The 12,468-nt window shown below is 49.4% G+C and carries 12 protein-coding genes and 1 riboswitch; of the genes, 6 read left to right on the top strand and 6 right to left on the bottom strand.

Annotated features, from left to right (window positions below):
• The first annotated feature begins 30 nt into the window (after window positions 1–30).
• The 4 genes from SynSYN20_RS07880 to fghA all read left to right on the top strand — a co-directional run bounded on the left by SynSYN20_RS07880 (window position 31) and on the right by fghA (window position 4,224).
• Window positions 31–1,425: a cytochrome P450 gene (locus tag SynSYN20_RS07880; protein ID WP_186522791.1), complete on the top strand. Its 1,395-nt coding sequence runs from the start codon at window positions 31–33 to the stop codon at window positions 1,423–1,425.
• Window positions 1,426–1,681: 256 nt separating this feature from the next.
• Window positions 1,682–2,047 carry a DUF2834 domain-containing protein gene (locus tag SynSYN20_RS07875; RefSeq protein ID WP_186522789.1) on the top strand — a complete coding sequence of 122 codons (366 nt, stop codon included), beginning with the start codon at window positions 1,682–1,684 and terminating at the stop codon, window positions 2,045–2,047.
• A gap of 182 nt (window positions 2,048–2,229) precedes the next feature.
• Window positions 2,230–3,342, top strand: coding sequence for an S-(hydroxymethyl)glutathione dehydrogenase/class III alcohol dehydrogenase (locus SynSYN20_RS07870; RefSeq protein ID WP_186522788.1), 1,113 nt, complete (start codon window positions 2,230–2,232; stop codon window positions 3,340–3,342).
• A 15-nt stretch (window positions 3,343–3,357) separates the two neighbouring features.
• Complete coding sequence (fghA, locus tag SynSYN20_RS07865) at window positions 3,358–4,224, top strand: S-formylglutathione hydrolase (protein WP_186522787.1); 867 nt, start codon at window positions 3,358–3,360, stop codon at window positions 4,222–4,224.
• Window positions 4,225–4,408: 184 nt separating this feature from the next.
• Here fghA and SynSYN20_RS07860 read toward each other — a convergent pair whose 3' ends face one another.
• The 4 genes from SynSYN20_RS07860 to SynSYN20_RS07845 form a co-directional block, all read right to left on the bottom strand.
• Window positions 4,409–4,906: a DUF411 domain-containing protein gene (locus tag SynSYN20_RS07860; protein ID WP_186522785.1), complete on the bottom strand. Its 498-nt coding sequence runs from the start codon at window positions 4,904–4,906 to the stop codon at window positions 4,409–4,411.
• Between the two features lie 99 nt (window positions 4,907–5,005).
• Window positions 5,006–6,100 carry a type III polyketide synthase gene (locus SynSYN20_RS07855; RefSeq protein ID WP_186522783.1) on the bottom strand — a complete coding sequence of 365 codons (1,095 nt, stop codon included), beginning with the start codon at window positions 6,098–6,100 and terminating at the stop codon, window positions 5,006–5,008.
• Complete coding sequence (locus SynSYN20_RS07850; protein ID WP_186522781.1) at window positions 6,091–7,251, bottom strand: NAD(P)/FAD-dependent oxidoreductase; 1,161 nt, start codon at window positions 7,249–7,251, stop codon at window positions 6,091–6,093. The genes SynSYN20_RS07855 and SynSYN20_RS07850 overlap by 10 nt, the downstream gene beginning before the upstream one ends.
• A gap of 1 nt (window position 7,252) precedes the next feature.
• Window positions 7,253–7,972, bottom strand: coding sequence for a class I SAM-dependent methyltransferase (locus SynSYN20_RS07845; RefSeq protein WP_186522779.1), 720 nt, complete (start codon window positions 7,970–7,972; stop codon window positions 7,253–7,255).
• Window positions 7,973–8,250: 278 nt separating this feature from the next.
• Here SynSYN20_RS07845 and SynSYN20_RS07840 point away from each other — a divergent pair, with 278 nt between their 5' ends.
• On the top strand, window positions 8,251–9,099 hold the full coding sequence (locus SynSYN20_RS07840; RefSeq protein WP_186522777.1) for an NAD-dependent epimerase/dehydratase family protein: 849 nt from the start codon (window positions 8,251–8,253) through the stop codon (window positions 9,097–9,099).
• Between the two features lie 294 nt (window positions 9,100–9,393).
• Here the strand turns inward: SynSYN20_RS07840 and SynSYN20_RS07835 are convergent, their stop codons facing one another.
• A complete protein-coding gene (locus SynSYN20_RS07835) occupies window positions 9,394–10,059 on the bottom strand; it encodes an SDR family oxidoreductase (RefSeq protein ID WP_186525523.1) in 666 nt (221 codons plus the stop codon).
• Between the two features lie 36 nt (window positions 10,060–10,095).
• Window positions 10,096–10,755 (bottom strand): M15 family metallopeptidase, encoded by a 660-nt coding sequence (locus SynSYN20_RS07830; protein ID WP_255476202.1) that lies wholly within the window; start codon window positions 10,753–10,755, stop codon window positions 10,096–10,098.
• 846 nt (window positions 10,756–11,601) lie between these two features.
• Window positions 11,602–11,748: riboswitch (cobalamin riboswitch) on the top strand.
• Between the two features lie 117 nt (window positions 11,749–11,865).
• On the opposite strand from SynSYN20_RS07830, the gene SynSYN20_RS07825 reads away from it, so the two are divergent.
• Entirely contained in the window at window positions 11,866–12,390 is a 525-nt protein-coding gene (locus SynSYN20_RS07825) for a HupE/UreJ family protein (protein WP_370586729.1), read from the top strand.
• Window positions 12,391–12,468: the final 78 nt, after the last annotated feature.

Raw genomic sequence — 12,468 nt, 5'->3', positions numbered from 1 at the left:
TGATGATTCTCTGGTCAGTCATTGACGCCAATGAGCACCACCAATAGCTTGCGTCCTCTTCCTTGCAGAACGGGTCCGCTCATGGGGTTGCGCGAATCCATCGCTTACCTGCGGGATCCTGACGGTTTCATCGCAGAACGCCACCAACAGTTTGGACCAGTTTTCGGCACAACCCTCTTTTTTCGTCCTACGGCTGTTGTTGGTGGTCCAGATGCGGTTGAGCAGTTCATCCGCCTTGAGCGCAGCATTAGTGAAAGCGCGTTACCAGCCGCCTTTACCGCCTTACACACAGCAGACGGTGCTTTAAATCAGGCTGGTGAGAAACATCGGTCCACGCGACGTGGCTATTCCGCTCTCTTCAGTCCAACCAATCTTGAGTCTTACTTACCACTGATCAATCGCTGCATGGTGCAGTTCACATCAAGCATTGCTCAACACGGGAGTACGTGTATCGCGCTCGATGCGAAGCATCTTTGTCTCAATCTCTATTCAGAACTCTTTGCTGGTGAATCGTTAACGAAGGATGAGATCGAAGCTTTTATCTCTTACAACGATGCACTTCTGAGTCTTAGCAAGCAGCTTCCTTCGTTTCGGAAGGGAGAGAAGGCACTAGCTGCGCTTCAGCAGAGCATGCAAGTGCGCTTGGGCAAATATCGACGCGGCGAATTGGATGGAGCTTGCTTCCGGATTTTTACTGACAATCTCGATGAACATGGACAGCCGTGGAGTGATGAACGCATTGCGACCGCCACCGTTTTGATGGTGTGGGGGGCCTATATCGAAGTTGCCTCCTTGATGGCTAGTTGTTTAATCCAAACCAAACATCGTCTTGATGTGAGAGATCAGGTCCTCGAGGAGGCAAGGAATCACAATCTGGAGTCTCCAGATACACCAGCTCATCTCGCTGCATGGGACCTTCCCTTCGTACAAGGTGTACTGCGTGAATCACTTCGATTACTACCCCCGGCTGGAGGCGGTTTCCGGATTACCTCTGAAGACATTGAGGTTTCTGGATACCGCATCCCAGCGGGAACCGTTGTGACGGCTGACCCGCGAATCGGAAACGCAATGTCTGCATTGTTTCCAGAGCCTCAGTCGTTTGCGCCTGAACGGTGGATGAGTGACTTTGATTTCAACAGCAACCTCAAACAAGGGACTGGATGCCCTTTTGCAGGGAGTGCCCTTCGGCTCCCCAAGGAAGGTTGGTTCCCAGGAGGGATTGGTAAACATGGTTGTCCTGGCTTGCCATTGGCTGAGCTCAGTGTGAGAGTTTTTTTGGTGCATTGGATGCAAACGATTCAGCATTGGGAGGCTGATTCAGACCAGGCTGAGTCGATTCCATACACACTTGTTCCTATTCGAATCCCTAGAGATTCCTACCGATTCAATGTTGTACCGGTTCCCAGGGATTCCACCTTTGGTTGAGTGTCGATTCACCATATTCCTTTTTGTTTTCGGGATTTCTAAAAGTGCTTTTAATGGATGCTAGGTAGCAATTTTTTAAGTATCTCTAACTTCGTTTTTGCTTCTCGGAATTGTCTGGATTTTGATTGATATTCACAAACGGATCTCAATGCTGAAAGTCCTGAATGGTTGTTGGATTATTGCTAGGCCATTCTGTAGCGTTTGTACTTATGCCCTGCTTTTCGTGTGAGATATTAGGGTTTACCTCTTTTTCGTTATGGCAAAGCTGCGCCTGACCATTTATGCCGCCACAGCCTTCGGAGGGATTGTCTGGCCTTGGTATTGCATCTATCAGTTTATCCAAGAAACTGAATCTCTAGGCCTGACTGATCCGCTGGAGATTGTCGACCTATTTTCTCAGGGCGTCTGGACTAACGCTTCCGCCGGTTTTATTGCTGCTGATTTGACTCTTGTTTTGATTGCTGCTTTTGCATTCATCATTGCCGAGGCATTGAGACTGAAAATGAAGTATTGGTATCTTTACTTTGTTGCCACTTTTGGCATCTCTTTTGCGTTTTCATTCGGCTTGTTTATGTTTAATAGAGAGAGGAACTTGATCCGTTCGTCTAATGCTTCTGCCTAAGATTTGGGCCTTGATCCATACGTATAACAACGTTTGATCCATGGGCTTTGGCATCAGCGTCAGTTGAGTGAAGCTGGAGATGAGCTTAAGAGTTTTTCAGCATCTGTTCCGAATCGCAAGCTCTCGACTGTTTTGCTGTTCCTCAGAGCGATGATGCACAAAGACTCGATTCTCCCTCGCTCATGATTCGCTCCAGAGCTGCGGTCGCTTGGGCTCCAGGCGAGCCCTTGGATGTCACCGAGATCGATGTCGCTCCACCCCGTGCTGGAGAAGTCCTCCTTCGTGTTGTGGCGACAGGGGTTTGTCATACCGATGCTTACACCCTGTCTGGCTCAGATCCTGAGGGTTTATTCCCTGCCGTTTTGGGGCATGAAGGCGGAGCTGTTGTGGAGGAGATTGGCGAAGGCGTGACCTCAGTGGCGGTCGGCGACCATGTGATCCCTTTGTACACACCTGAATGTGGGCGATGTCGCTTTTGTCTGTCCGGTAAGACGAACCTATGCCAGGCGATTCGTTCGACCCAGGGAAAGGGGGTGATGCCTGATGGCAGTAGTCGTTTTTCTCGTGATGATTTGATGATTCATCACTACATGGGTACGTCGACATTTTCCGAGTACACCGTTCTGCCTGAGATTGCAGTTGCCAAAATCAACTCTGATGCGCCGTTGGACAAGGTTTGCTTGCTTGGCTGTGGTGTGACGACGGGAATTGGAGCCGTCCACAACACCGCCAAGGTGGAACCTGGCAGCAGCGTGGCCGTCTTTGGCCTTGGTGGCATTGGATTAGCGGTGATTATTGGTGCGGTCCAGGCTGGAGCCGAGCGGATTATTGGGATCGACCTGAACCCTGCGAAGTTCGCCATCGCCCAACAACTGGGGGCCACGGAATGTATCAATCCTCGCGATCATGCAGCTCCCATCCAAGAGGTGCTGATTGACCTCACCGATGGAGGAGTCGACTACTCCTTTGAGTGCATTGGCAATGTGGATGTCATGCGTGCCGCTCTTGAGTCATGCCATAAAGGGTGGGGTGAATCCACCATCATTGGTGTTGCGGGAGCTGGACAAGAGATCAGCACCCGACCGTTTCAACTGGTCACAGGCAGAGTGTGGAGAGGGTCTGCTTTTGGGGGAGTGCGCGGACGCAGCCAATTGCCGGGCTACGTAGAGCGCTATCAAGCGGGGGAGATTCCGCTTGATCGCTTCATCACGCACACGATTGAATTGAAGGACATCAACCGGGCTTTCGCGTTGATGCATGCCGGCGAAAGCATTCGCACGGTTGTGCACTTTTAAGGAGGCTGTTGAGGAATGGAATTGATCAGTAGTCATCGTTGCTTTAACGGTGAACAACGCCGCTACCGCATCGAATCTGAACAGTTGAAAGGCAGCAGCACCGTAGGAGTGTTTATGCCCCCGAGTGCTCTCGCCACTCCTGCGCAACCTGTGCCTGCATTGATTTGGCTATCTGGCCTTACCTGTAGTGACGAGAATTTTGTTCAGAAAGCGGGAGCCCAACGGCGTGCTGCAGAACTTGGACTAGCTCTGATTACTCCAGATACCAGCCCAAGAGGCGACCACGTCCCCACAGATCCCGCAGGTCAATGGGATTTTGGCTTTGGCGCAGGCTTTTACGTTGATGCTGAGCAGGAGCCCTGGTCTAGGCACTACCGGATGCATAGCTTTGTGCTGGAAGAATTGCCATCACGGCTTTGCTCTGCATTGCCTCTTGATGTTCAGCGTCTTGGATTATCCGGCCATTCGATGGGCGGTCATGGTGCCTTGGTTCTCGGTTTGCGTCATCCAGACCGCTATCGATCGGTGTCGGCCGTGGCTCCGATCTCCCATCCTAGCCAATGTCCCTGGGGCCAAAAAGCCTTTGGTTACTTCTTTGGCACCACTCCTGAAGCTCAACTGCGATGGCGACAGTGGGATGCCGTTGCTTTGTTAGAAGACGGTTATCACCGCGAGGATCAGCTGTTGGTGGATCTGGGTTCAGCCGATCCCTTCTTGCAAGAACAGCTGCGTCCAGATGATTTGAGTCTTGCCGCTGAAAATCACCATCAACCAATGGCGTTATTCATTCATGAGGGGTACGACCACAGCTACTTTTTTATAGCCAGCGTGATTGATCGCCACCTTGAGCATCATGCGCAAGCTCTTGGTTTATTGAGTTAGGTAATAACAATTCTCGTTTAAATGATGCTTTCAAATCTCTACATGGCGCGTGTAGTTCTAGCTAGTGCACTATCCATTGATCCATGATGGTTAGAGTTAAAGAATTTTGAATCGTAAAAGCATTATGAATATAGTGTATCCCAGTGACACGAGCTAGGCTAAGCCAGTCTTTGTAGTAAAAACCTTATTTAGGTCTAATCTGATCAAAGACAGTGGTTGTGCCGTCGTGTGCAATGGCAAGCACATCAAAACCTTCAGCTTGAACACCTGCTGTTTCCATTCCTGGAGATCCCATGGGCATTCCAGGTGCTGCTAGGCCTCTAATATCTGGTCGCTCCTGCAACATTTTTTTGATGGATGCTGCCGGAACGTGGCCCTCTACGACATAGCCATCAACAACCGCTGTGTGGCAAGACGACAACTCCGGGGTAATGCCATTAGCTTGTTTGAAAGTCTCCATATTCTCGACCACTTTGTCTTGGATCCTGAAGCCTGCTGTTTCTACGTGTTCTCCCCATTTTGTGCAGCACCCACAGCTCTCAGAGCGATAAATGGCAATGTCAGGAAGAGACTCAGAATTCAGTGATGACTCCACAGCAACTGCTGTTTGCTGTGCCTCCACCGAAAGAGGCAGGATGGCAAAAAATAGCGCCATCACAACTCCTACATAAAACCGTTTCATCTCTATCTGCTCAACAACACGCCAATGATAATAAGCTGTAGCCTTACGCTGGAATCGTGATCATTAAAAGGTGTGACTATGCAGATCCTTCTAATGATTTTATAGGGTGATCAATGCAACTTCCGCGCATAAGCCTGGACCAAACGCAAGCGCAACGCATGGTCCATGACAATCGTGTTGTCGCATCTGGTCAAGAACAAACAATATTGTTGCTGACGACATATTTCCATGCTGACTCAGAATCTCTCTTGAGCTAGCAAGTTGATCGTCACTAAGTGACAATGAATCAGCACATGCTTGAAGAATCCTTGGCCCTCCAGGGTGAATGGCCCAATGTTGGATGCTGTTGAGATCCGTTCCACTGGAATGAAGCCACTCGTTAAGCCATGGTTGCAATGACGTGGAAATCGCTTCGGGCACTTTGGGGGATAAGCCCATGGAGAATCCGTGATCGCCAATTTGCCAATGCATTAAATCATGGGTCTTTGGAATCACTGTGGATCCAGAGGCCTGCAGGGTTACCTTTCCTGACGTTGATTTCGGGTTGGATGTCTCAGCATGAGTAGCGACCAAAGCAGCAGCACCATCTGCAAATAAAGTATTGGCCACGACATGTTCAGGATTCCAGCCGTATTGCAAATGAACACTGCACAATTCCACAGCGCATAGGAGAACAACAGCTTTTGGATCAGCTTCTACAAAGGCGCGGGCAACGCGTAAACCATTCAATGCCGCATGACACCCCATAAATCCAATATGTGTGCGTTGGACATTGGGAGACAACTGAAGTTGATCGATGAGATCAAAATCAACGCCAGGAGCATGAAACCCTGTACAGCTGATCGTGATTAGATGTGTAATTACACCAGCAGAGAGTTGTGAATCTGCGAGTGCACGTTTGCATGCTTTGAGTGCCATCAAGGAAGCGTTTAGGCGATACGCTTCCATTCGTTCTGCTGTCCTTGGGCTATTAACCCCATAAAACGGCAAACGTTGATGGATCGTCTGGGTTGCATCGCCAGTTAATAAAACACTGCCTCTGGTTTGGACTTGCGAGCGTCTCTGAATGCGGCGTACGAGCGAGGCGCGTTCGGGACGATCTGCACTCACCCATTCAGACAGTGTTGTGGACTCTGTTTGATTGACGCTCTGATCGGGTACTGCGGTTCCTAGACCACGAAACATTAATGGCATGGCTCACCTTTGGGCGATGGCAGCTTTTCTTCGTTCAGGCTGGAGACGATTGATTCAGCTATAGAGGGCCAACGTTTCACAAGTTCAAATAAAACTGTTGTGGAGGCCGGACGTTTTAAGACTGAGGACAAGGCTCTACAGACTGTTTGTCTCCTGCCGATATGCACCTGAAGCGTTGCCTTCCAGCGCATTTCCAAGTCTTCAGTCCACCGTTCCAGGCCTTCCAGTACGAATGGTGCTGCAGCAGCACCTGCCGTTAAGGCCCAGGCCATCCCTTCACCAGTGAAAGGCTCGACATATCCCGCGGCATCGCCCATCACAAGAAAGCGATCCCCTGCCACCACATTGGAAGTGCGGCTGAGAGCAGGAGTGAGTTGCCAGCGTTGCCCTTGTTGGAGTGCCGGTGGCACTGGAAATCCTGCCTGATTCAAAACATTTTGTGCTGCATCCACGGCGCCTTGACCTTGGGAGAGTGCATCTCGATCAAAGGCCCCCGCAAGATTCAGCAATCCGTCTTCCCTGCGAACCAATCCCACATAGCCCTGATTTCCAATGGCCATGTGAATGGCTCCACTGGGGTAGTGATCGGTGTCATCATCCACGACGCATCCGGCACCGTGTCTGGATTGCTTGCGAATCCTGCTTTGCCCTGCTTCGTTTTGGGGAAGACAACGCTGAGATAGGCCTGCGGCGACCAGCACAACGCGCGCGTTGACATGGCTAGTAGTCCCACTTTGATGATCTTTAAGGCGCACACATCTGTAGTTCGGGCGCGCCTCTTCCACTTGCGCAGTCATCTGAAAGCGAGCTGACGCTCCAGCTTTGATTGCTGCGTTGATCAGGGCTTGATCGAATAGTTCTCGAGAAAGGACATAGCCATTCGGTAATGCCAACGATGCTTCACGACCGCGCAGTCCAAGACGCAAGCTGTCCAGTCTTTGTCCGCCGCAATCTGCAAACAAGGTGGTTTCACCTCTAGAACTCAAAATCGCTTGAGCTTGGTTGTTAAAACAGCATCCACAGACTTTCCAGCGGGGAAACGAACGTTGCTCAACAAGCATGACGCGCAATCCTTGCTTTGCACAATCCAGAGCAGCAAGACCACCAGCTGGTCCAGCTCCAATGATCAGGACATCCCACAACACGTCCATCTCAGGAATGGGCCCAGGTCAACAGGTATCGCTCTGGCCATGAGCATTTGATCTGTGCATTTTTCATGCCTGCTTGCTTGGCAATGCTCATCATTTCATCGGGTTGAAAGGCGCCGCGTACAGAGAGAGGACCATCGGTATGAACCACCCAGGAACGGCTTAAGAGACGGGTTCCCATCCAGGCCAGTGCAAAGCCAATCCGGCTACGAATTAAATCATCCACGAGCACGAGTTTCCGAGATCGCAATGCCATCACTTCTAAAAGACGAACCACGTCAACCTCATCCAAATGATGTGCAAATAGCGTGCAATACACCACGTCAAAGGTGCTGTGGTCTTTGGGTTTTGTTAATGCATCGGCAGTAAAGACAGTGATGTCTGCTTTTCTCCTCTTCGCATTCGAGCGTGAAATCTCAACGGCCTCAGGGTTTAGATCACAGGCATGAATTTCGATTGCCAACCCCTTTCGTTGAGCCATCAGGGCAAGGTCGATAGCTGTATCACCTCCTCCACAGGCAAGCTCTAAAATGCGAAGTGGTTGTTCTGGTTGCGTGATCGCAAGGGCCTCGATAGCACGAAATAGAGCGGCAGAACAACGGCTGATCGCATTGATGCGTCGTAAGCCCATGAGTGCTTTTGCATGCTCTTTTGGATCGAGGCCAGGCTGATCCATGACTTCCGGTTGACGATCTCGGTTATTGAGAGCTGTACCCCAGATCATCGATCGCCCATTTTTTGTTTGGACAAGCTAGGAAGAATATGGCCCGGAGACGCTTTTGAGTTGGGCTTTTGGCTTCTCGGGATTGAGGCGTTGGTGTCCTAAGACCGCTAAGAATCGTCCGATGGAAGTGCTTTGCCTGAGGTTATGGGAATCAACCAGCGCGGATCGATTCTTGCTGAAGCACCTGTACATGCCTCACTCGTCATCGATACGGTATCGATCGACTCACGCTTGACGGGTAAAGACTTGTAAAAATGGGTTGACTCAATCGTTGCCAGATGTGTTCCTACTCCGTTATTGGCTGTGGCTACGTCGGTAGCTTCGTGGCGGCAAACATGAAAAGTCAAGGCCATTACGTCATTGGTACAACCCGCACCTCTCAACGGTTTGCGGAGTTGCGCAACGTTGTCAATGAACCGATCAGCCTTGATCTCGCTGACCCAAACTGCGATTTTTCATTCCTTGAAGAGCAGCAGGGTTTGCTGATCAGCGTGGCACCTACGCAAAATGGTGATGGATATCAATCGGTTTTTTCTAGCGGGATTCGAAACCTTGCCCGCGCTTTGCGCTGTCGTCAGTCCATCCAGCCTCTCCATGTGACCTACATCAGCTCTGCTGGTGTGTATGGAGATCATCGTGGCGAGATGGTAACTGAAGATTCATCTGTCGACTCTGCAAACCCTGTCAATGCGATGTTGGTGGAAGCAGAAAATGTATTGCTCACCATTGATCGTCCTGATACAAAAATCTGCGTGATGCGTTTAGGAGGTATTTATGGCCCCGGTAGGGATATGGTTTCGATGATTAAACAGGCAGCTGGTGAACAGATACCAAAAAATGGTAGTGATGTTCCTGCTTGGAGTGGCATTTTCGACATCACCAACGGTGTGAGTTTTGCTTTTAATAATCAGCTTGTGGGAACTTACAACCTTGTTGACGATATGCAGCTCAGTAGGCGCGAATTGTCAAATGAAATATGTGATATTGATGGATTGCCTCCTGTGATTTGGGCCAATGAAAATAGCCCAGGAGCTCGGGCGATGAATGCCAAAGTGAGTAATGAAAAAATTAAGTTAGAGGGATTCAGGCTGAGCTCACCTTCCATGCTCCTTCCTACTCCTGTTTAGGCAGTTGTTTTGTAGTTGATCGTCTAAGTTGTAGAGCTAGGTTGAAATAGCTCTACATGCATCCAAGTTCTTAGTACTTTCTTATTTCACTGGAAATATCCATAATGTATATCTAGGCTTACATATGTAGGAGTATTTTTTAGATAATTTGTAATCGTCTCCGAAACAGCAACATGAACCCTGCTAACGGTAATGAAGAGTTCAACATATTTACTCCATTGATAAAATTAAGGATTTCAATTTTCGGATTTAAATCAGCTGTTGAGAATTGATTCATCACGTTGAAGTATTAATTCACCAGGGAAGCTGTTGTCCGCTGGAATGCCAAAAGGTCCCGCTGGCATCGAGTTCTAGCTCATCAATTCGTGCCAGGAGCCCTATCACCGCTTTTTCTGGGCTGATTCCTTTTGGATTGAAGTTGATCATGCGCGTACTGACAAGCCCTGGGTGGAGGATGGCTACCGCAATTCCGCGTGGCTTCAGATCGATCGATAGTGATCGACCAGCCATATTCAGCGCTACTTTTGACATCCGATATCCATAAGAGCCACCTGATGTGTTGTCATCAATCGAGCCCATTCGACTAGTGATCAGGGCCAGCTTTGCGCCTCTTGGCATCAGTTCCACTAGCGATTGCGCCAACAACAACGGGGCTAGGGCATTCACTTCAAATTGACGTTTGATCCCTTCGCTATCAAGGGTCTCGAGATCCATGGATTGCAAAATCCCAGCATTGAGGATGACGCTATCCAACGACCGACTCCGTAAGTTCTGAACTAAGGCGGAGATAGAGGCTTCACTGCTCAGTTCGATGCCGGACTGAATCTCCACACCGATGGCCTCAAGCTCTGGAGACGCTTGGCGACATACAGCAATCACCTGGTCATGACGAGCCTGTAACTGACGGCAGAATTCAAGACCGATGCCCCTGTTTGCGCCTGTAACAAGAAAGGTGGACAAAGAGCCCTCTGAATCAGACAACAGTTTGGTTCGGAATCATGAGGGTGCGATGACCGGAAGGGATTTCCAGTTGTGCCAGTCGAAATGCCACCATTCAGTGGCAAAGGAACGAAATCCTCTGCGCTCCATTGCCCTGCGTAGTTTTTGAGCATTGGCGGCGCGGTCAGCGACGCCATCAGCATCCACATGGGCGGACTTCGAAAAATCGTCGTAATCCGTTGGCATTCGCAACGGATTCCCCTGCTGATTGATGAGTGTTACATCCACTGAAGCGCCTCGGGTATGACGTCCAGCATTGACTGAGGGATCTGAAACGTAGCGAGGGTCTTGGATTGCATCCCACATCAGCTGCTGAACAGCAAGTGGACGATGAGCATCCCAAATTTTTAATCCAAGTCCTTCCTTGGCAAGATCTTGTTGGACGTTTTGTAGTGCCAAGGCCACGGGACATCGTAATTGTGGATCAACCTTGGGATAAAGGGTTTGTCCTAGAAAATTATTAGAACTGGCATAGCGAATTTCAAACAGTGGTCTTGGTGAAACCCTATTTAATGACACAAGGTCAAGGCCGCTGCACGTTAATGGGGTCTCAGCACCACTAGGCAAAGCGCTAAGTGGGATGCAAAGACAAAATCCAGCCGCCACTTTGAGCAGGATCAGCACATCTTTAAGGCTTTTCCTTTTGCTTTCAGTCATTAAACCAAATACTGACATCAATGATTATGAGATGAATGTTGATTGAAAGTTCCACATTTCACCTGCCTCTTGCCACAACACCCAAGAGTGCCGAGATCCATCAACATCAATGAGTTGTCCAGCAAAACCGGCTGGTGATGGTTGAAAGAGATCGGTTAAATCCTTTACGGCCTTGCCATCACTTGTCAAGATTTCGGTGACTCGCTTTCCAATCCGCTTGGACAGATCTCGCTGGAACTCGTCAATGTTCATATGCCTTTTTCATGATGTTGCATGAAGTGTTTAGAGGTTCAGTGTTGAAACTGATTAGAGGTTAACTCTTGTCATTGGTTTCGTCTTCATGATCCTTCAAAAGGATTGTGTTTATTCATTCAACTATAGCTGCTTTCGTTTCGAGAAATGAATAAGCCAGGCATAGTTCATGGTTTGATTAAAGGCTTGTTGTGTATATAATGTTGAAAGAGGTCGATGTTGACTCAATCCTAATCAATTAGTTTGCACAATTAACATGGTTAATGCATTTGTAAGAGCTGTGGTCGGTTGATTTAGATGTTGCCTTTTGATGGAAGTTCATTCAACGTGATTGCTCTTTGTGCCCCGAGCATCAGGGCCGCAGCGTTTCAAGTGCAATCAATGGATTGAACAGGCGGTCGTGGATGACTAGGAGGTGCGATGTTCGATCCGGCAACGGCAGCGAATCATGGCAAGGTCTTCCTCCTTAGTCAATCGCTAATGCTCTGGGTGGATGTTGCCTCTCAATATCAATCGGCTGCATCCGTAGTGCCTGACTGGGACGAAATGCCGAGGAACGAGAATATGAAAATGATTCTCATTTTGTAAGAACTGAGCTAAAGTTCCTCTACTGGTTTCTCAGGGGTCAGCCTGAGAAGGAAACGGGGAAACAACGGTGTGATTCCGTCGCTGTCCCGCAGCTGTGAAGCGTCTCTTCGGGAGACGTCAGTCAGAACGCCCGCCAGATCTACAACCGACGAGGATCGACAATTGACTCTTTCGAAACAGGCCTTCTTGGGGCCGTTCAAAACGGCTGCCCTAGGAATTATTCCTCTCCTTTTGCTGGGAAGTCCAGCTTTTGCTCACCACCCGTTTGGCATGGGTGACAGCACCCAGCTCACCGGATGGTCGGGTCTTGTGAGTGGCATTGGCCACCCACTTCTTGGGCCAGACCATTTTCTCTTTTTGCTGGCCATCGCATTCATTGGTCTTAAACGTCCGAGCGCCTGGATTATTCCATTGCTGGCCATCGGCTTAGGTGGAAGCCTGATTTCTCAGTTCATCCCCTTACCTGATGTAGTTGCACCCTGGGCTGAAGCCCTCGTGTCGTTAAGCCTTGTGGTTGAGGGCCTGATTGCGCTTTCAATCGCTCCAGCTGCCTGGCTTTTGCCGCTCTTTGGTCTGCATGGCTTTTTGCTTGGCAGCACTATTGTCGGAGCGGAGCCCACTCCTCTCATCACCTACTTCTTAGGTTTGCTTATAGGACAAGGTGTTTTATTAGCCCTTGTCTGCTCTTTATCGCAAACCGTGATCACTCACCTTGGAGAGCAAGGGCGTCGTCTCGGTGCTGGGATCTGGATGGGTATCGGAATTGCCTTTGCCTGGGTCGTACTGATCGACTAATACGCTGATCAATAGAGAAAAACATTCACGACCTCTTCCTTCTTGATGAAAAAGAGGACTTATTATACAAACATTAAA

Origin of the sequence: Synechococcus sp. SYN20 (assembly GCF_014279555.1) — a bacterium.
Lineage (GTDB): Bacteria > Cyanobacteriota > Cyanobacteriia > PCC-6307 > Cyanobiaceae > Synechococcus_C.
The sequence above is the reverse complement of the archived record's forward strand: the minus strand, read 5'-3'. Positions and strand labels throughout refer to the sequence as shown.

Bases quoted from the DNA above. Each gene is read 5' to 3' on its own strand.
- SynSYN20_RS07830 (WP_255476202.1), bottom strand. From the start codon at position 10,755: ATGACTGAAAGCAAAAGGAAAAGCCTTAAAGATGTGCTGATCCTGCTC.
- SynSYN20_RS07840 (WP_186522777.1), top strand. From the start codon at position 8,251: ATGTGTTCCTACTCCGTTATTGGCTGTGGCTACGTCGGTAGCTTCGTG.
- SynSYN20_RS07825 (WP_370586729.1), top strand. From the start codon at position 11,866: ATGGGTGACAGCACCCAGCTCACCGGATGGTCGGGTCTTGTGAGTGGC.
- SynSYN20_RS07855 (WP_186522783.1), bottom strand. From the start codon at position 6,100: ATGCCATTAATGTTTCGTGGTCTAGGAACCGCAGTACCCGATCAGAGC.
- SynSYN20_RS07845 (WP_186522779.1), bottom strand. From the start codon at position 7,972: ATGATCTGGGGTACAGCTCTCAATAACCGAGATCGTCAACCGGAAGTC.
- SynSYN20_RS07850 (WP_186522781.1), bottom strand. From the start codon at position 7,251: ATGGACGTGTTGTGGGATGTCCTGATCATTGGAGCTGGACCAGCTGGT.
- SynSYN20_RS07875 (WP_186522789.1), top strand. From the start codon at position 1,682: ATGGCAAAGCTGCGCCTGACCATTTATGCCGCCACAGCCTTCGGAGGG.
- SynSYN20_RS07880 (WP_186522791.1), top strand. From the start codon at position 31: ATGAGCACCACCAATAGCTTGCGTCCTCTTCCTTGCAGAACGGGTCCG.
- SynSYN20_RS07870 (WP_186522788.1), top strand. From the start codon at position 2,230: ATGATTCGCTCCAGAGCTGCGGTCGCTTGGGCTCCAGGCGAGCCCTTG.
- SynSYN20_RS07860 (WP_186522785.1), bottom strand. From the start codon at position 4,906: ATGAAACGGTTTTATGTAGGAGTTGTGATGGCGCTATTTTTTGCCATC.
- fghA (WP_186522787.1), top strand. From the start codon at position 3,358: ATGGAATTGATCAGTAGTCATCGTTGCTTTAACGGTGAACAACGCCGC.